16 protein-coding genes are annotated in these 18,109 nt (G+C 46.8%); 13 read left to right on the plus strand and 3 right to left on the minus strand.

Annotated elements, in window-relative coordinates; genetic code table 11:
- Positions 1-60 precede the first annotated feature (60 nt).
- The 4 genes from BMW94_RS02600 (at position 61) to BMW94_RS02615 (ending at position 6,019) form a co-directional block, all read left to right on the plus strand.
- Positions 61-891: an amidohydrolase family protein gene (locus BMW94_RS02600; RefSeq protein WP_090994110.1), complete on the plus strand. Its 831-nt coding sequence runs from the start codon at positions 61-63 to the stop codon at positions 889-891.
- Positions 892-1,356: 465 nt separating this feature from the next.
- On the plus strand, positions 1,357-2,799 hold the full coding sequence (locus tag BMW94_RS02605) for a 6-phospho-beta-glucosidase (RefSeq protein ID WP_090994112.1): 1,443 nt from the start codon (positions 1,357-1,359) through the stop codon (positions 2,797-2,799).
- 285 nt (positions 2,800-3,084) lie between these two features.
- Positions 3,085-3,915: a BglG family transcription antiterminator LicT gene (licT, locus tag BMW94_RS02610; RefSeq protein WP_090994274.1), complete on the plus strand. Its 831-nt coding sequence runs from the start codon at positions 3,085-3,087 to the stop codon at positions 3,913-3,915.
- Positions 3,916-4,129: 214 nt separating this feature from the next.
- Complete coding sequence (locus BMW94_RS02615) at positions 4,130-6,019, plus strand: beta-glucoside-specific PTS transporter subunit IIABC (protein WP_090994114.1); 1,890 nt, start codon at positions 4,130-4,132, stop codon at positions 6,017-6,019.
- A gap of 96 nt (positions 6,020-6,115) precedes the next feature.
- Here the strand turns inward: BMW94_RS02615 and BMW94_RS02620 are convergent, their stop codons facing one another.
- Positions 6,116-6,706, minus strand: coding sequence for a biotin transporter BioY (locus BMW94_RS02620; RefSeq protein ID WP_090994116.1), 591 nt, complete (start codon positions 6,704-6,706; stop codon positions 6,116-6,118).
- Between the two features lie 130 nt (positions 6,707-6,836).
- Between BMW94_RS02620 and BMW94_RS02625 the strand changes: the two genes are divergently transcribed.
- From BMW94_RS02625 to BMW94_RS02650, 6 genes are all read left to right on the plus strand, one after another.
- A complete protein-coding gene (locus BMW94_RS02625) occupies positions 6,837-7,682 on the plus strand; it encodes an ATP-binding cassette domain-containing protein (RefSeq protein ID WP_175480561.1) in 846 nt (281 codons plus the stop codon).
- Entirely contained in the window at positions 7,667-9,400 is a 1,734-nt protein-coding gene (locus tag BMW94_RS02630; RefSeq protein WP_090994120.1) for an ATP-binding cassette domain-containing protein, read from the plus strand. Before BMW94_RS02625 ends, BMW94_RS02630 begins: the two co-directional genes overlap by 16 nt.
- Positions 9,401-9,497: 97 nt before the next feature.
- Positions 9,498-9,806, plus strand: a complete 309-nt coding sequence (locus BMW94_RS02635) for a hypothetical protein (protein ID WP_090994122.1) — start codon at positions 9,498-9,500, stop codon at positions 9,804-9,806.
- Positions 9,807-10,305: 499 nt separating this feature from the next.
- Positions 10,306-10,881: a GNAT family N-acetyltransferase gene (locus tag BMW94_RS02640; RefSeq protein WP_090994124.1), complete on the plus strand. Its 576-nt coding sequence runs from the start codon at positions 10,306-10,308 to the stop codon at positions 10,879-10,881.
- On the plus strand, positions 10,878-11,228 hold the full coding sequence (locus BMW94_RS02645; RefSeq protein WP_254790079.1) for a VOC family protein: 351 nt from the start codon (positions 10,878-10,880) through the stop codon (positions 11,226-11,228). Before BMW94_RS02640 ends, BMW94_RS02645 begins: the two co-directional genes overlap by 4 nt.
- Positions 11,229-11,265: 37 nt before the next feature.
- A complete protein-coding gene (locus BMW94_RS02650; RefSeq protein WP_090994128.1) occupies positions 11,266-11,838 on the plus strand; it encodes a GNAT family N-acetyltransferase in 573 nt (190 codons plus the stop codon).
- Positions 11,839-11,990: 152 nt separating this feature from the next.
- Here BMW94_RS02650 and BMW94_RS02655 read toward each other — a convergent pair whose 3' ends face one another.
- Together BMW94_RS02655 and BMW94_RS02660 are read right to left on the minus strand one after the other, a co-directional pair.
- Entirely contained in the window at positions 11,991-13,517 is a 1,527-nt protein-coding gene (locus BMW94_RS02655; protein ID WP_090994130.1) for a sensor histidine kinase, read from the minus strand.
- Positions 13,517-14,200 (minus strand): response regulator transcription factor, encoded by a 684-nt coding sequence (locus tag BMW94_RS02660; RefSeq protein WP_063563521.1) that lies wholly within the window; start codon positions 14,198-14,200, stop codon positions 13,517-13,519. The genes BMW94_RS02655 and BMW94_RS02660 overlap by 1 nt, the downstream gene beginning before the upstream one ends.
- A gap of 203 nt (positions 14,201-14,403) precedes the next feature.
- Between BMW94_RS02660 and BMW94_RS02665 the strand changes: the two genes are divergently transcribed.
- From BMW94_RS02665 to BMW94_RS02675, 3 genes are read left to right on the plus strand one after another with little or no spacing between them, the layout of a single operon-like run.
- Positions 14,404-16,659: a glycosyltransferase family 39 protein gene (locus BMW94_RS02665; RefSeq protein WP_090994132.1), complete on the plus strand. Its 2,256-nt coding sequence runs from the start codon at positions 14,404-14,406 to the stop codon at positions 16,657-16,659.
- A 33-nt stretch (positions 16,660-16,692) separates the two neighbouring features.
- A complete protein-coding gene (locus BMW94_RS02670) occupies positions 16,693-17,679 on the plus strand; it encodes a glycosyltransferase family 2 protein (RefSeq protein ID WP_090994134.1) in 987 nt (328 codons plus the stop codon).
- Entirely contained in the window at positions 17,672-18,109 is a 438-nt protein-coding gene (locus BMW94_RS02675; RefSeq protein WP_090994136.1) for a GtrA family protein, read from the plus strand. Before BMW94_RS02670 ends, BMW94_RS02675 begins: the two co-directional genes overlap by 8 nt.

Here is an 18,109-nt window from a genome sequence, read left to right on the forward strand (position 1 = left end):
TAAATAGCGTTGCATTACATTCGTGGTTGAAGTTAAATAAATCTCAGGAGGGGATATGGAATGAGACTGGATGCGCATCAACATTTCTGGAATTATAATATTCGTGAATATGGTTGGATCGAGGAACACATGAGCGTCATTCGACGATCGTTTCTTCCAGAAGATTTGGAGCCTCTGTTAACCCGTGCAGGGATATCCGGTTGTATGGCGGTACAGGCCAGACAATCGTTGGAGGAAACCGAATGGCTTCTGGACTTGGCAGAACGGCATGAGTTCATCAGGGGTGTTGTTGGGTGGGTGGATTTGTGTTCTGTAGAAGCTGAGCATCAACTTGAGAAGTATGCATCAAGCCCTTGGCTGAAGGGGGTGCGTCATGTAATACAGGATGAACCGGATGTCCAGTTTGTATTGCGTGACGATTTTCAGCGCGGAATTGCTTTGCTACAGCAATATAATCTGTCCTATGATCTGCTCGTGTCCAAGGAGCAACTCCCTTATGCTGTAGAGCTGGTTAAGATGTTTCCTGAACAGCGATTTGTACTTGACCATTTGGCGAAGCCCGATATTAAGGCAGGAACGGTTTCCCCTTGGAAGGAAGCGCTATACTCTTTGTCAGAACAACCGAATGTATACTGCAAATTATCTGGAATGATAACGGAAGCCGATTGGACAAACTGGAAACAGGAGGACTTTGCTCCTTATCTGAATATCGCCTTAGAAGCCTTTGGTCCGGATCGTGTGATGTTTGGCTCGGATTGGCCTGTATGTACGGTGGCTGGTACATATGCTCATGTGCTTGAGATTATCACAAAGCATACTTCTTGCATGTCTGAGGTAGAGAAGCAGATGATATTCGGCGGCACCTGTGCTACCTTTTATCAGTTATCGTGATTGAATTAGACAGCAGAATCAGGCTTCACGATGTTGACAGGTTCCCTAATTCTTGTTAAAGTTTTAACCAATCCGCATAATTGTGATCTGGGAATGTTACCGATATGGGCATAACCTGAGCTGGCTTGTATACACTGCAACGTGTATTCGGGCTGGTTCGGGTTTTTTGTATTTAAGTTGAACGAACGATTTTACATTGGACACTGCGCTGCCAGAACAATCCTCCGATCGCTGTTATCCCCAGATTTCTGGATTCCCTTTTTAAAGGGAAACCTGGGGATAAAGGCGAAGCGTATGCTTCCGAAGCTGCTTGCTTTCAGAACGCTTTTAGCGTTGCTTCTCCAGATTTTATCTGTCCTCGCCGTTTATGAAGTAAATGTGTAGTTCAACTAAATATTTTGTCTTATTAATGTTTCATGCGATTGGAGCGGATAACAGAATTACATATTTGGAAGGAGAATACGAATGACTAATTTTAAGTTTCCCAAAGACTTTTTGTGGGGTGGAGCCATTGCTGCCAATCAGGCAGAGGGCGCTTATCTGGAAGATGGCAAAGGGCTGAGCATTGTTGACTTGCTGCCGACAGGAGAGAATCGCAGAAGTATCATGAAGGGTAATGTCCCTGCATTAACCCCGCTGGAAAACGAGTTCTATCCTTCGCATGAAGCGATTGATTTCTATCATCGTTATCCCGAGGATATCGCGCTGTTTGCCGAGATGGGATTCAAAGCACTGCGTGTATCGATTGCCTGGGCGCGGATTTTCCCAACCGGAGAAGATGCACAGCCGAATGAAGCGGGTTTGCAATTTTATGATCGATTATTCGATGAACTGTTGAAGCATGGTATCGAGCCCGTGGTTACGCTTGCTCACTTTGATGTACCGGTTAATCTAATTGAGAAATATGGCAGCTGGAGAAGCCGTGAGTTGGTGACTCTGTTCGAAACCTACGCGAAAACCGTATTCAGTCGTTACAAGGACAAGGTAAAATACTGGATGACGTTCAACGAAATTAATATGCTGCTGCATCTGCCATTCCTTGGCGCGGGTCTAGTCTTCAAGGACGGTGATCATGTGAAAGAGATTCAGTATCAGGCAGCGCACCATCAATTGGTGGCAAGTGCACTGGCGGTTAAAGCCTGTCACGAGATCATCCCGGGCGCAATGATCGGCTGTATGCTCGCAGCAGGAAGCTTTTATCCCTATACCTGTAATCCGGAAGATGTGTTCCAGGGCATGGAGAAAGACAGGGAGTCCTATTTCTTCATTGATGTTCAGTCACGTGGAGAGTATCCGGGCTATGCCAAACGTTTCTTCAAGGATCATGGATTGAATATCGCCATGCAGCCAGGTGATGCGGAAATTCTGAAAAACCATACGGTTGATTATATCGGATTTAGTTATTATTCAAGTCGGACAACCTCCACCGACCCGGAAATCGTCAAAAACATGACAAGCGGCAATGTATTTGGTTCTGTGGCCAATCCATATTTGGCCAAATCGGAGTGGGGCTGGACGATTGATCCCAAAGGCTTCCGTATTACAGCCAATCAACTGCATGACCGATATCAAAAACCGCTGTTTGTTGTAGAGAATGGATTTGGAGCACATGATGTGGTTACCCCTGAGGTTGAGGTTGATGATGCCTACCGCATTGATTATCTGAAACGCCATGTTGCCGAAATGGGTGAAGCTTTGCAGGATGGTGTAGAGATCATCGGTTATACAAGCTGGGGGCCTATCGATATTGTCAGCGCTTCTTCAGGAGAGATGAGAAAACGTTATGGTTACATCTATGTAGACCGTGACAATGAAGGTAAGGGTGATTTGAAGCGGATCAAGAAAAAGAGCTTCCATTGGTACAAAAAGGTAATTGAATCGGATGGCAGCAATTTAGAATCAGAATAAGCAGGGGAATGAGGGACATTCTCCATGACCATATCGGAAGGACCACGCTTTATGGAACTTCCGATTGTTCCCTCGTTGAAAGCGTTGACATATGTGTCTCTTCGCGCTATACTTGACGCAATTATATCGTTTTGGGATTGTTACTACTTGAAGTAGGCAAAACCTAAGCACCAAAAAAAGCAGACCAACATGTCTTGTTTATTTTGCGATGCTTCAGGTTTTTTTTGTATGCCCAAAAGGCGATATATGACTGCCAAGAGAGTGGATCGTGACGGGGGGATTGAAGTGAAAATAGCAAAGGTTATCAACAATAACGTCATTAGCATCTATCAGGCGGATGGAGCAGAGCTTGTGGTGATGGGGCGTGGGATTGCCTTTAAGAAAAAGCCGGGGGATAAAGTAGACGAGACCCGCATCCAGAAAGTATTTGCGCTTAAAAACAAGCAGACATCCGACAATTTCAAAATGCTGCTGCGCGAAGTGCCCATGGAACTGATCGAAATTGTGGAAGAAATTATTACTTATGCGAAAGATAATCTGGGCCGTAATCTGAATGAAAATATTTACGTTTCCCTAACAGATCATATTAACTTTGCGATTGAACGATATCGTGAAGGGGTAGAAATCAAGAATGCACTGATGTGGGAAATCAAACAGCTGTACAAGGCTGAGTTCGGACTGGGCCTGAAAACGCTGGAGCAGATCAAGTCCAGACTTGGTATCGAGCTTCCACCGGATGAAGCAGCGTATATCGCCCTGCATATTGTCAATGCGGAGATGAATGAAGAAGTCATTACAACGATGAACATCACGAAGTTTATTCAGCAGATTATTAATATAGCCAAATATCACTTCAAGATGGAATTTGATGAGGAGTCTCTCAGCTATTTTCGCTTCATTACGCATCTGAAGTTCTTCTCCCAGAGGGTATTAAGCGGCACGCATTATGACAATAATTATGACCACTTTTACGACATGATCAAAGAGAAGCACCCGGAAGCGGCGGCATGTACGGAGAAAATCGAAATGTTCGTCAACAAGGAATATAACCATCAGCTTACCAACGAAGAGAAATTGTATCTGACCGTCCACATTGAACGAGTCGTAAATCGATAATGATTAAAATGTTGACAAATTTGGTTAAATCATAATAATATGAGATTAACAGGAATTGAATACGATTTAACTGGGATTGTTACTGGTTATGCAGGCAAAACCTAAGTCATGAGAAGACAGGACCCATGTGTCCAAACCTTACTCAAGGCTTAGGTTTTTTGCGTGCAAAAAAATCGGTAAGATGCCTGTTTTAGTAATTATGGGGGTGCACATCATGAGTCAGGAAAAACTTGCAAAAGAGATCGTCGAGCTGGTCGGCGGGGAAAAAAATGTGGTATCACTGGTACATTGCGCAACACGTTTGCGATTTGTATTGAAGGATGACGCCAAGGCAGACAAAGCCAAGCTGGAAAAGACAGAAGGAATCATCGCAGTTAAGGAAAACGGGGGTCAGTTTCAGGTGGTTGTTGGCAATAAGGTGCCTGAGGTTTACAGCGCCATTGGTCAGATCAGCAACATTTTGGATGATTCTTCCGAAAAGGAAAAGCCGAAGAAGTCCGCAAAAGGCATAGGCGGCATTATCGATGTGATTTCGAGTATTTTCGCACCGCTGCTAGGGGTAATGGCGGGAGCTGGTATTTTGAAAGGGCTGCTGCTCATTGCAAGCAATGTCGGCTGGCTGGAAACGACAGAAACCACGTATAAGATCCTATTTGCAGCAGCAGACAGCCTGTTTTATTTCTTACCTTTGCTGTTAGCGGTTACAACCGCTCGCAAATTCCAGGGTAACATGTTTGTGGCGATGACCATTGCTGGCGCATTAATCTATCCTTCCATCGTAACGCTCAAGGCAGAGGGAACGCCAACCGATTTCTTCGGTATCCCTGTCATTTTGATGAATTATTCATCTACCGTTATCCCTATTATTCTGGCAGTCATCGTCATGAGCAAATTGGAGAAATTCTTCAATAAAGTTCTTCACGAAAGTGTGAAAAATTTTGTCACTCCATTATTTTTGCTTGTCATTATGGTTCCTCTTACCTTGCTCGTTTTTGGTCCATTTGGAGTATATGTAGGTAATGCCATTGCATCAGGTCTTGTGGCCGCCTTCGGATTCAGTCCGTTATTGGCAGGAGCCGTTATGGGTGCAAGCTGGCAGCTGCTCGTTATTTTCGGGATTCACTGGGGGCTCATTCCCGTATTTATCAACAACATTGCTGTATATGGACGCGATGGTGTCAAACCAGCTGCGACGGCTTCCATCTTCGCACAGACCGGAGCCGCATTCGGCGTTATGCTGAAAACCAAAAATAAAAAGCTGAAAACGTTGGCGGGTTCATCGACATTGACAGCCTTGTTCGGGATTACCGAGCCTGCCATCTATGGTGTCACTCTGCCACTCAAACGTCCATTCATCGCAGGAGTGATCGGGGGGGCTGTCGGTGGGGCGATCATTGGTCAAGCGGGTACTCAGGCATTTGCTTCGGGCGCACCAGGATTACTGACTTTGCCGATCTTCTATGGACCGGGTGGAGAAGGCTTCCCTGGATTGATCCTGGGGATCTGCGTATCCTTTGTAGTTTCGGCTGCATTGACATATATCTTGGGCTTTAAAGATCCGGTGGAAGAAGAAGAACAAGAAAAAAGCACAGAATCCACCAATGCATCAGTAAGAACAGCGGATTCCGTGGATCAAGAAGTTCTTAGCCCGATTGAAGGGACGATTGTTGAACTGACTGAGGTGCCCGATCCGGCATTTTCATCCGGCGCGATGGGCAAAGGCATTGCGATTGATCCGGCCGTTGGCCGAGTCGTTGCTCCTTTTGACGGTACCATTACTGTGGCTTTCAAAAAGAAACATGCCCTGGCTGTTGTATCGGATACAGGTGCGGAGATTTTGGTTCATGTCGGGGTGGATACAGTCAAGCTCGATGGTCAGCACTTTACATCACATATTCAGGAAGGTGATCGGGTTAAAGCGGGAGATTTGCTGCTGGAATTCGATATCGCGGCAATCAAGGCCGCTGGTTATCATACGGTAACCCCTATTATTGTTACGAATTCTGCGAATTATGAGGAAGTGGTTCCTTTGATTACGGGACAAGTTCGGGTACAAGCGCCGTTACTTACCCTGTATGGTGGAAAAGGACAGGAACAAGAGTAGAAATAACCAAAGCCGTGTCCTACGTGGAACAGAACGTTTTCTGTTTACGTGGACACGGCTTTGTTTATGACTTCAGTTCCGTTAACTAAGTGAATATCAGGATTCGGCTCTTACAACCGTTGAGTTCATATTGCCTGTCAGTCGTTGTGGAGGGAAGACCATGCGTACAGGTGCGATGATGATCGCAGCGAACAAGGCTTTGATCAGATCACCGATGATGTAAGGATAGAATCCTTGTATCATGGCTTCAGGTAATGACATTTTGTAAGCATAGGCCAACCAGGGCACACCCGAAACATAGATCAACATTGAACCAAATACCTCAAATACGATAAAGGCCAGGAAATAACCAAAGAATCCGTTCAGTTTGATTCTGCTGAGTAATAGCCCAATGAGTAATGCCGAGAAGGGCCACATCATCACATATCCCCCGGTAGGCCCAAGGAGTACTGCAAGTCCACCTGCGCCATGCAGAAGCGGGAAGCCGATTGCAGTCAGGATGACGACCAGAGTGATACTTAGAAAACCATATAATGGGCCAAGCAGTCCGCCTGCGAGCATAACCGCAAGGGTTTGCAATGTAATTGGCACAGGAGAGAAACCAATGGGAATACTTATGTAACCAAACAGAACAAGTATGGCTGCCATGAGTGCGCTGAATACAATACCTCGCAAAGATAATTTCATGTTTGAACATTCCTTTCAATTTTGGTAATCTTATTGTTAACCGATTAAACGGATGTGGTTAACGATTTGGATCGTACCACAAAAGATTCAAAAAGGAAAGGACCAATTTGCGATGCAAGACGTTACACCTTTGATAAAACTAGAGAATGTCCGTGTTCATTATGTGTCCGAGTCAGGACGTGTTCGTAAGGCAGTGGATGGGGTTTCGTTGGAATTAGCTCCCGGTGAATGGATAAGTATTGTGGGAGCTAATGGTAGCGGCAAAAGTACGCTGGCTGGACTGCTAATCGGATTCACTCCGCTATCCGGCGGAGAAAGGAAGGCTTCTTCGGAACTGGTTGTTCGTGGAGTCCTCCAGCAGCCTGATGCGCAGGTACTTGGAGACACCATTGAGGAGGAATTTCATTTTGCCTTATCCTCGCTGCTGGAATCTCCTGATGAACAATTACGCCGGAGAGAGCACGCATTACATACGGTAGGACTTGAGCATCCGCCAGAGGCGGCAATATCGATGCTGTCTGGAGGACAGAAGCAGCTGCTTAATATCGCGGTGGCGCTCGCGGCCAAACCGGATGTACTCATTCTGGACGAACCTACGGCCATGCTTGATCCGGGAGCCAGAGAACGAATGGAGGCGGTAGTCCAAGCCATTGTCCAGCAAGGGACGGCGGTAATCTGGATTACGCATCATTTGGAGGAAGCGACGCTGTGCGATCGAATTATTGCCATGCAACAGGGACGCTGTGTTTACGATGGAGTGCCTGCGGCTTTCTTTTATGGAAAAGATAAGGAAGAGACGACGGCTGACGCTGGAAAAGAAGCACAACAACCATCACCCTGCGAACAGCTTGGGCTTGCTCCACCTTTTACAGTGCAGACGGCTCTACTGCTAAAACGGAAAGGTCTGCTGCAACATGCGACACCTCTGCGACCAGAGCAGTTGGTTAAGGAGGTAGCCCTTTGGCAATCGAATTAGAACATGTAGGTATAGCTTCATCACAACCTGACAAAAGAGCGCTGCTTCAAGATATCACTGTCCGACTGAACCGTGGCGAAATCACTTTATTATTAGGCTGCACAGGATCAGGCAAAACCACACTGCTGCAAACGATCGCTGGCCTAAAACCTCCAGATGAGGGTAGCCTTAAGCTGGACGGAGAGCCTTTCTGGCATAACGGGAAAGTGCCGCAGTCCATTCTGTTGCAAATGGGGCTGGTCTTTCAATTCCCAGAGCAACAGCTGTTCGCCCGAAGCATTGGGCGTGAATTTGCTTATTCTCTGCGTCCATATCGTCTACCGGATGAACAAAAGAAAAAGCAGATTTCCGAAGCACTGGAGCGCTGGGACTCCCCAGCGGGTCAGGGAGGGGAAGGACGATTCCATTCGGACAGATCCCCCTTTGCACTAAGTGGGGGGGAACGGAGAAGACTGGGGCTTGCCCTGGGAACTGCTACGCAGCCTTCATGGCTATTGCTCGATGAACCCAGCGCCGGATTGGAAGCGCAAAGTGTTGTCATGCTGCTGGATGCATTGGATCAGCATCGAACTGCAGGCAAGGGAGCCATTGTGGCTACACACGACCTGGACACATTTTTGCCGCATGCAGATCGGGTTCTTTTGTTACAGGAGGGACGTCTGGTTGCTGATCTCACACCACGGGAACTTCATACAAGGCCAGATCTGCTGGAGCTTGCCGGAATGGGTCTGCCACCCTCAATGCAGCTGGCACAACAATTTGCGGCGGCGGGCATTCATTTTCCTTCTACTGCGTTGACCCCAGAGGAAATGGCTGAAGGTATTGTTCATTCCGTCAATGAGCCTATTGGTAATGAGGATCAATTCAGAATAGATAAAGCAAAGCTTGCCTTATCAAGCTCCGACACTTCGGATGGAGAAGGCACACAAGAGGCCATATACACCCACGCAGAATCAGGATCAAGCAGAGGACTGTATGGCGCTATGGACCCGCGTTTGAAATGGATTTTATACATTTTGCTCGTGACCGCTACGATGCTTCAACACGACTGGTTAGGTCTCTCTCTTACGTTGGTGCCAGTCATCTTGGCGCTCGTTGTGCTGCCACGGCAGGCACTTATGGGATGCTTGAAATTAATGAAACCGCTCGTAGTGTTCTTTCTCGTATCAACCGCGTTGTCGGGCACAACTCTTTCTACAGAAGGTGGCGGCCTACAGTTCGGATTTTCCCTGGTACAGGCGGAGGGGACGTTACTGAATGTATATCGTTTGTTTATCGTTACGTTGGCAAGTCTTTGGTTTTCACTGACTACGCCTTATGGCCGCATGGTTGAGGGACTGAATTGGGTACTTGGTATCGGCGAAAAAATCAAGCTGCCCGTGTCGTCGTTTGCACTCGCCGTGTCTTTAATCTTTCGTTTTATCCCGATGATCTGGAGTGAATGGCAGCGATTCTCGCTGATCGTCCGGGCACGCGGCAAAGCTGCATTACGACCGAATACGGTACGGGTACGTGATCTTGGCCCGATGGTCATTCCCTTGCTCATGGCGTTGTTTCAGCGTGCAGAAGATATGACGATTGCGATGGAAATGCGGAAAGTTAGAGAGAATTCCCTGCTTGGAGCACGTTCCTCCTTATTGGTATGGTCCAAACGAGATACATGGACTTGCATAATCGGACTTATTGTTTTTGTATTTTATATCTGGATCAGGGATTGAAATGCAGTGTTTGCCATGGATCATGCATAAATCCTTTCATTTCCGCTCAAAATAAACATGCTTTGATCACCACGAAGCAGATATGGAGGGACGAACGATGAAGGATAAATTTCTGCAAGAGGAAAGGCAAGAATATACCGATGTGTCCACGGTGGAGTCGCAGCGAAATGATATCACACTCGAAGAGTTCCCAGAAGGTCCTTACGGCTCATCTCTAATGTCTGAATCTCTTGGCAAAAGCTCGCCATGGCGAGTGGATCAAAGGACCGCGCATCGTTTCGATTATGAAAATCATGAGCTGCACGAAGGGGAGGTTCGGGATTATCCCGGTCAGGACGTCTACGATGAAACGGTCCCCGATGATGTAACCAAGCCTCAATACCCGGAAGAAGAAGAATCGGAATGACGTATTATATAAAATAGATGATAGCCTTCGGCAGGATTTTCCTGTCCGGGGGCTATTTTTAGTTGTATCGTTGATGAAAACAAATCTCCTCAAATTCCACAATATGGGTTATCATAGGCGTAGCTCATATTAAGAAAGATTGTGAGTATCAATTATAACAATATAAGGAGATAACCATGGATCTATTCTGGCGAATGGGTAGAAGAATTTCTAAGGAACTCAGGACATCTTAATTCGCTTTCAAGTCTTCATTTGAAAAAGTAAGGAACTTCAGACACGTTATTTCGCGAAATCTATGACAAAAACGCTGCAAATGGCTGGTTTATCCTAACATAGCGTGTCTCAGGTTCCTTGGATTTCTGTGGTCACTTTAAATCCATGAATAAGACACCTCAGATTCGTTAACGCTCGGCTCAATGCTCTGTTCCCGAGCATTGCTCAGTTCCACTTCGGCGTTCAGTAGGTTTGAAGACACACTTATGAATTGGGGGATATCCAAATGAGAGAGATTAACTATAGCGATTATTTTTGGCAGGATGATAAGGTTAGACTACGTGCTTTGCGTGAGGAAGATTGGGAGGATCATTATTATAACCGGTTTGATTCACCCGCTCGTCGTTTACTGGAATGTGAAGTCGAGCTACCACCTACGAATGCTGAAGCAAAGAAATTTACGGAAGCCTTTTCCGATTTCTCTCTAGACAGAGGGCGGATCATGTTCACGATTGAAAATATGGATGGTGAGAATGTCGGGGGCGTGAACCTGAACAGCATCGATGAGCGGAATGGTACCTTTAGCATTGGAATTCAAATTGACAGGGACCATCGCGGAAAAGGATACGGGACGAGAGCCGTTCGAATTTTGCTGAAATATGCCTTTTTCGAGCGCAGGCTTAATAAATTTAATGATTCTGTTCTTGAAGGTAATGAACCTTCCGCAGCCATGATGAGAAAGCTTGGATGTGTGCAGGAGGGTGTGCGTCGTCAGGTGATTTATACCGATGGGAAATACCAGGATATGATCCTGTTCGGATTAACCAAAGACGAGTTTATGAAAAAGGAGGGACTTGCGTGAGTCCCATTTTAAAACAGATCAGTACAGTGTTTATCCCTGTTCGTGACATTGGTAAAGCACGTGAATGGTACTGCGACATATTGGGTTTACCTGTCGACGGGGAGATTTTATTTGGTCATCTGTACATTATTCCGATGAATGGAACACGTATTGTGCTAGATAGCAAAATTTATTCAGAGGATCGTACATTTAAAACGCCAGCATTCCATTTTGACACGCTTAACATTGTAGAAGCTTATACGTATATGCAATCCAAAAATGTAAACATAACAACGCCAATAGAGCATGATCAATGGTTTAACTTCCTGGACCCGGACGGGAATTGGCTGATGATCTGCCAATGTTAATTAGATGAACTTTAGTTGCAAGTTAAGGAGAAAACATATGAAACAAACCAACCAAAGTGATGAATTAATCATTGATTGCAAAGATATTTATTTGCGCGAGTATCGACTTGAGGATTTGGAGAAATTGCAGGAAATCACCTGGCAACCTGAGGTTTACGAATTTTTGCCGGGATGGAATGCTGCGGTTGAAGATAGAGCACTTTGGCTCACTCAATACGAAATCCCTGAGAATCAGAATTTTAAACAAGCTGTTTTGGCGGGAGGGGACATTGGGGACTTCTGTTTACGGTTGGCTATCGTACTCAAAGAAAATGATGAGTTTATTGGATGGTGCTGTTCGGGGATCAAGGACGAACTGCCAGCGCCCAATCGGGAGATTATGTATGGCATTTCGAAACACTTCCGGAACCGTGGCTATACAACGCAGGCAGTACAAGGCATAACGCAGTATTTATTTGAAAATACAAACGTTGAAGTATTGAATGCCATTGCTTTATTAACGAATCAGGCATCGAATAAGGTAATACAGAAATGTAATTTTGGATATCTGAATAGGATTGAAATCGAAAATGAACCGTACAACCATTACCAACTGTTGAAGCACCAATGATAACTCCCGATACAGATGCACTATATACAAATAAACCAATCCGCTACTAAACAAATCCCCCTCTCATCTCTCCGCAGAAATGAAAGGGGGATTTGTCATATGATAAGAGTCGCAATAAAACGGAAAGCTTCGTCTTACAAGCCTCGTTCAGCCTAGGATTCACTCTTGACCAAAGGCAGCAAAATCGTAAATTCCGTTCCTGCTCCTAGTTGGCTGCGCACTGTAATTTTCCCGCCATACGATTCTACAATCGAACGGGTAATGGCAAGTCCAAGACCTGCACCCCCTTGTTTTCTTGAACGGGAAGAGCTTGTGCGATAGAAGCGTTCAAAAATATGAGGGATATGCTCCGGTTCAATTCCAGAGCCGTTATCTTTGACGGTTAACTCGGCTTTATGCTGAGCGGCATATAACGAAATACTGATGGTTCCCCGATCTGAATCGGTGTGCTGTACTGCATTGTGGAACAGATTGAGTACAACCTGTTTTAATTTGTGAGCATCAGCCATTACATGAACTTCAGCGGTCAGGTCGAGATGAACCTGTCTTTCCTGAGCCATCATGATCAACTGTGGCTGCATTTCGAGCAGCAGACTGTCAAGTTGGATGACTTCCTGCTCCTGCTGAGGCGCCTGATCCAGCTTGGTCAGCATCAGCAGATCCTCTACAAGTTTGTTAATCCGCACCGATTCACCGTACATGCTGTTCAAAGCGCTATATAATTGCTCGCTGTTGGAAGCTGCGCCGCGCTTAAGCACCTCAATGAATCCGTGAATGGAGGTAAGAGGGGTACGCAGCTCATGGGAAGCATCAGACAGAAAACGCTGCATCTGCTCTTTTGACTCCCGTTCCGCTTCAAACGAGTCTTCAAGCCTCTCGAGCATGCCGTTAAATGAAAGCGCCAGCTGATCCACTTCCTGTTGTCCCTGGACAGAGGGAAGGCGTTCGGCCAAGCTTCCTGCATCGATCCGTTGCACTGTATCTACCATACTGGACAAGGGAATCAGTGTCCGGCGAAGTGCCTTGGCGTATAGAACGAGTCCAGCCACCATAGCCAGCAGGGATAACATCAAGAAGATCAGAAGCTGTTTCACAATCAAATCTTTTAGCGGTTTTGTAGCGGTGCCCATCTGCACCATGGGTAAGCCGCGATTACGCGGTCCAGGCGAGGAGAAGACGATTAACTGCTCATTGCCTTGATTATCCGTTACAATCCGGTACGGAACATGTTGTTTATCGTTAATCCGATCTGTGATGTTCTGATATTCAACTGACGTCAACCGAGGAGCGGTCAGACCGTCTTCACCAAAAATGTCCTCGAAGCCACTTTGATTATCAAATAAGGCGAGTGAACGATCAGGAATGTATAAGAAACGATTGCCTGATCCTCTTGGATCTGATCCAGATTGCCCACCAAAAGGATTGTTCGTCGCACCACCTCGTGAAGACGATCCGAGCCACACAGGAGGCATGGACATGAGCTGCTCTTCCATGGTTTTCGCCTGGTTGCGATATAGAAAGCTTTCCATAATCCAGAATTGAAGAATGCCAATTAACAATAACAGAGCAGCCATAATAAACAGCGATCGCGCGAGTAATTGAGAGCGGAGCGAACGTGGTGATATCCATTGATGAAGCCATGTCCAAAGATGTTTATCTTTCTTTAATAAAGAGGTCATTAGAGATCCACCCTATATCCGACACCTCGAAGTGTACGAATGAGCTTATGTTCTTTATCCCCCAGTTTGTCACGCAAGGAGCGGACGTACACCTCCACAATATTCTCTTCTCCACCAAAATCGTATCCCCACACGCGGTTCAGAATGGTCGCTTTACTCAGGACAATACCATGATTAAGCACGATGAATTTTAATAGTTCATATTCGGTTGGAGATAACTCCAGAATCTGATCGTGATAGGTAATCTCTTTGCGTTGATCATCAATTCGGAATGGACCATGAGTCACTGCTCCTATTAATAAAGGAAACTGATTACGCAGCCTTGCCTGAATCCGTGCAAGCAGTTCATCGAACGCAAAAGGCTTAATCATATAATCGTCAGCACCAAGCCATAGACCTTTTACCCGATTCTCGACTTCGTCTTTGGCTGTCAGCATAATCACTCCGACCTGTGCACCGCTCTTGCGCAGACGTTCAACAACCTCAAACCCATCCATCTCGGGCATCATGACATCCAGAATGGCCATATGTGGACGGAAGTCGAGTGCCAATTCAAGCGCAGCGGCTCCATCCGGGGCCGTACGTACGTCAAAGCCTTCGTTGCTTAGTCCAAGCTCCAGAAATTGCAAAATATGTGGTTCATCATCTGCCAATAGTATTTTAATGCCAGTACTTAGCTTCATAAGCAGGCGTTCCCTCCCGTTAAATCCATCGATTACATACCCTCCATTCTAGAGGTCTATATGCTGTATTATCGCTCGCCAAACTGAAAATTAGCTGAAAAGTTTGCAAGTTATCCTCAGGCAACATTCAGCGGGCACTCATCCCAGTTTTACTTTGGCATGTCACAATAGTAGACATGAAGAACTTGAAGGAGTGATTGAGATTGAATAACGCCAAACGAAGGATTGACCTTGTCCTTCTGCCGATTGTTTTACTGGCGGCATTTTTGAACGGGTATGGCATCTGGAACGACCAATATGCCAATTCCTATTATACGACCGCCGTCGGGAGCATGCTGAGAAATTTCCATAACTTTTTCTACGCATCGCTCGACTCGGCTGGTTCGGTAACCGTAGACAAACCACCGGTTGTCTTCTGGATTCAAACCGCTTTTGCTTACGTTTTTGGATTACATGGATGGAGTGTTATTTTACCGCAAGCGTTAGCGGGGATCGGTTCGGTGCTGCTGATATATTTCATGGTCAAGCCTACATTTGGTCTTGCCGCAGCGCGAATCTCTGCACTTGCGATGGCGACTGTTCCTGTTGTGGCAGCGGTCAGCCGTACCAACAATATTGACAGCATGCTGGTATTCACGCTGCTGCTGGGTTCATGGTTTTTGTTCAAGGGAAGCAAGCAAGGCAGTACATGGCGTATCCTGGTTGCCTTTGCACTCATTGGACTTGCTTTTAATATGAAAATGCTGCAAGCCTACATGATTCTTCCGGCTTTTTACTTGTTCTATCTGCTTGCCTTCAACGCAAAGTGGAGAAGAAAAATCATCCTGCTGATCGGAAGTACGGCGGTGCTGGCAGTCGTTTCCTTATCCTGGGCAGTCACCGTAGATTCTATACCAACAGATGAACGGCCTTATATCGGCAGCAGTGAAACCAATTCGGTGCTGGAGCTGGCTTTTGGATATAACGGCTTATCCCGTCTCACGGGACAACAGAACAGATCAGCGAATGCAGGCATGCCAAACGCCTCTGATGAAGGCAAGGCCCGTGGCAACGCAGCTTCCCAGACATCAGCATCCGATCAGTCGGGCAGCGGCTCGGCTCCAACAGGCAATGCACCGGGAAATGGTGAAATGGGTGGCATGAACGGAATGACTTTCCCGGGCGGTCAGATGCCAAACGGTGGCGAGATACCTAATGGAAGGAATTTCGGAGGCGGTAATGGCGGCGGTGGAGGCATGGGTGGCATGTTTGGTACAGGGGAAAAAGGTCCTCTGCGCTTATTCCAGACCGAACTGTCCGGCCAGGCCAGTTGGCTTTTGCCGATGGTATTACTTGGCTGCATCGCGATTTTTGCAGGGTTAAGACGGAGAAATATAACCGATAAGCACAAGGAAGCTTTGTTCTGGCTGGCCTGGCTGCTTCCGGTAGCTGCTTTCTTTAGTGTAGCTGGTTTCTTCCATCAATATTATCTAATTATGCTCGCACCTCCAGTAGCGGCATTAACCGGAGCAGGATTCGCAGCGATGTGGACGGCTTATCGTGAACGCAATGGCTGGCAAGCCTGGCTGCTTCCGTTATCCGTGCTGCTTACCACCATCTTCGGCTGGTACATCATGCAGGTGTATAACGAAACGATCGGGGCAGGTTGGTCTATAAGTGAATTGATCGCAGGCATTCTGATCACGATTATCTTGATTGTGATGCTTAATCGTTCACACCCATGGAAACAGGGTTTGATTATCGCAGGCTTCATGGTCATGCTGATCGGTCCGACCTATTGGGCATTTACCCCTATCACATATGGAGGCAACAGCATGATTCCGGCGGCTGGACCGACAGGTTCCAATGGGATGTTCGGCGGAATGGGCATGGCAATGGGAGATAGACAAGGTGATCGCAATGGTGGAGGTATGGCTCCGCCGAATGCATCGAATGAAACCGACACCGATCAGGCTTTCCCACCGTCCGATGAAGCTGACCCGAACAATGCGGGTATGGGAACACCTCCGAATTTAGGCGGAAACATGAATGGCGGAGGAGGCATGCCGATGACAGGCGGTCGAGGTGGAGCAGGAAACCGCAACGAAGAAGTGGACACTACAACACTGAATTATCTGAGAGAGCATAACACAGGTGAAACCTATCTCTTCGCAACCACGGACTATAGCCAGGCAGCTCCATATATCATCGATGAGAATGAAGCAGTTATTACACTTGGCGGGTTCTCGGGCTCAGATCCGGTGTATACCACGGAAAAACTGGAACAACTCGTGAAGAGTGGACAAGTGAAATACTTCATGGTAGGTGGCATGGGCGGTCGAGGTGGCAGTTCGGATATCGGCGACTGGATCAAGGAGCATGGTACCGAAATTCCAACGTCAGAGTGGAAGACAGGTACGGATAGCGGTTCCGGTTTCGGTTTCGGTGGTCAAACCACGTTATATGAAGTGAAATTATAAGCATGATCGAATGGTATAAGGGAGGGAACGAACATGGCTCAAAAGTGCCGTTACAGCATTATCATTCCAATGTATAACGAAGAAGCGGTGATTGAGGAGACTTATCGGCGTCTGAAAAAAGTCATGGGCAGTACGGGAGAGAGTTACGAGCTTCTCTTTGTCAACGACGGTAGCGTGGACCAAAGTGCACAGATGATCCGTGACTACGCGCGTTGGGACGAGAGTGTGAAGTTGATTGATTTTGCACGCAACTTCGGTCACCAGATCGCGATTACAGCAGGGATGGATTATGCAGCAGGCGATGCAGTCGTCATTATTGATGCGGATCTTCAGGACCCTCCCGAACTGATATTGGACATGATCGTCAAGTGGAAAGAGGGCTATGAGGTTGTCTATGCCCGTCGGACCAGACGAAGCGGGGAGACCCGCTTCAAGAAATGGTCGGCAAGCCTGTTCTACCGCGTACTGCGTGCGTCGACGGATACGGATATTCCAGTGGATACCGGGGATTTTCGTCTGATTGATCGCAAGGTATGTGATGAGATGAAACGTCTTCCGGAAAAAAATCGATTTGTCCGCGGTCTGGTCAGTTGGGTGGGGTTCCGTCAGACGGCCATTGAGTATGAACGGGATGAACGCTTGGCAGGGGAGACGAAATACCCGCTGAAACGTATGCTGAAGCTGAGTCTGGACGGCATTACCTCCTTCTCACACAAACCGCTCAAGCTTGCAGGTTACGTAGGAGCTGTTCTATCCATCGGCGGTTTCATCTATATGCTAAGTGTCATCGCTTCAGCGATATTTACAGATTCAACGATCAAAGGATGGCCTTCGATGGTCAGCATCATGCTGATTTTTAACGGCTTCATTCTGATCATGCTGGGCATTCTTGGCGAGTATGTTGGCCGAATCTATGATGAAACGAAGGCGCGTCCGCTCTATATCGTAAGAGATGTGTATCAGGTGGAAAGTCAGTCGAGTCAATCACGGTTAACGGGCAGAGTTGCTCATCATGACTAATCGTTTGGTCACTATATTTAAGTTTGGAATTGTGGGTGTCCTGAATACGGCAGTGGATGCAATGGTATTCACGTTGCTCGCTGCTGCAGGCGCGCCTGTTCTAATTGCCCAGGTGATTTCGTATAGCTGTGGGATCGTGAACAGTTACTGGTGGAACGGCAGGTGGACCTTCCAGGATGCGGGAAGACAGGGCAAAAAAAACGAAATCATGCGTTTTGTAATTACCAATCTGGTGGTTCTGGCGTTATCCTCCCTGATTCTGTACATCTGCAATAGCACTTTAGGTTGGAGCGTTGTAATGAGTAAAATACTGGCGACTCTCTCAGGCATGGTTATAAACTATATTGCCAGTCGGTATTGGGTGTTCCGGGCAGATTCCTTTCAAGGATCTAACCCTTCATCTGATGCTAATGAAAGGAGTGTTTCATGA

The sequence above is a fragment of the Paenibacillus sp. OK003 genome, assembly GCF_900109515.1.
Classification (GTDB): Bacteria; Bacillota; Bacilli; order Paenibacillales; family Paenibacillaceae; genus Paenibacillus; species Paenibacillus marchantiae.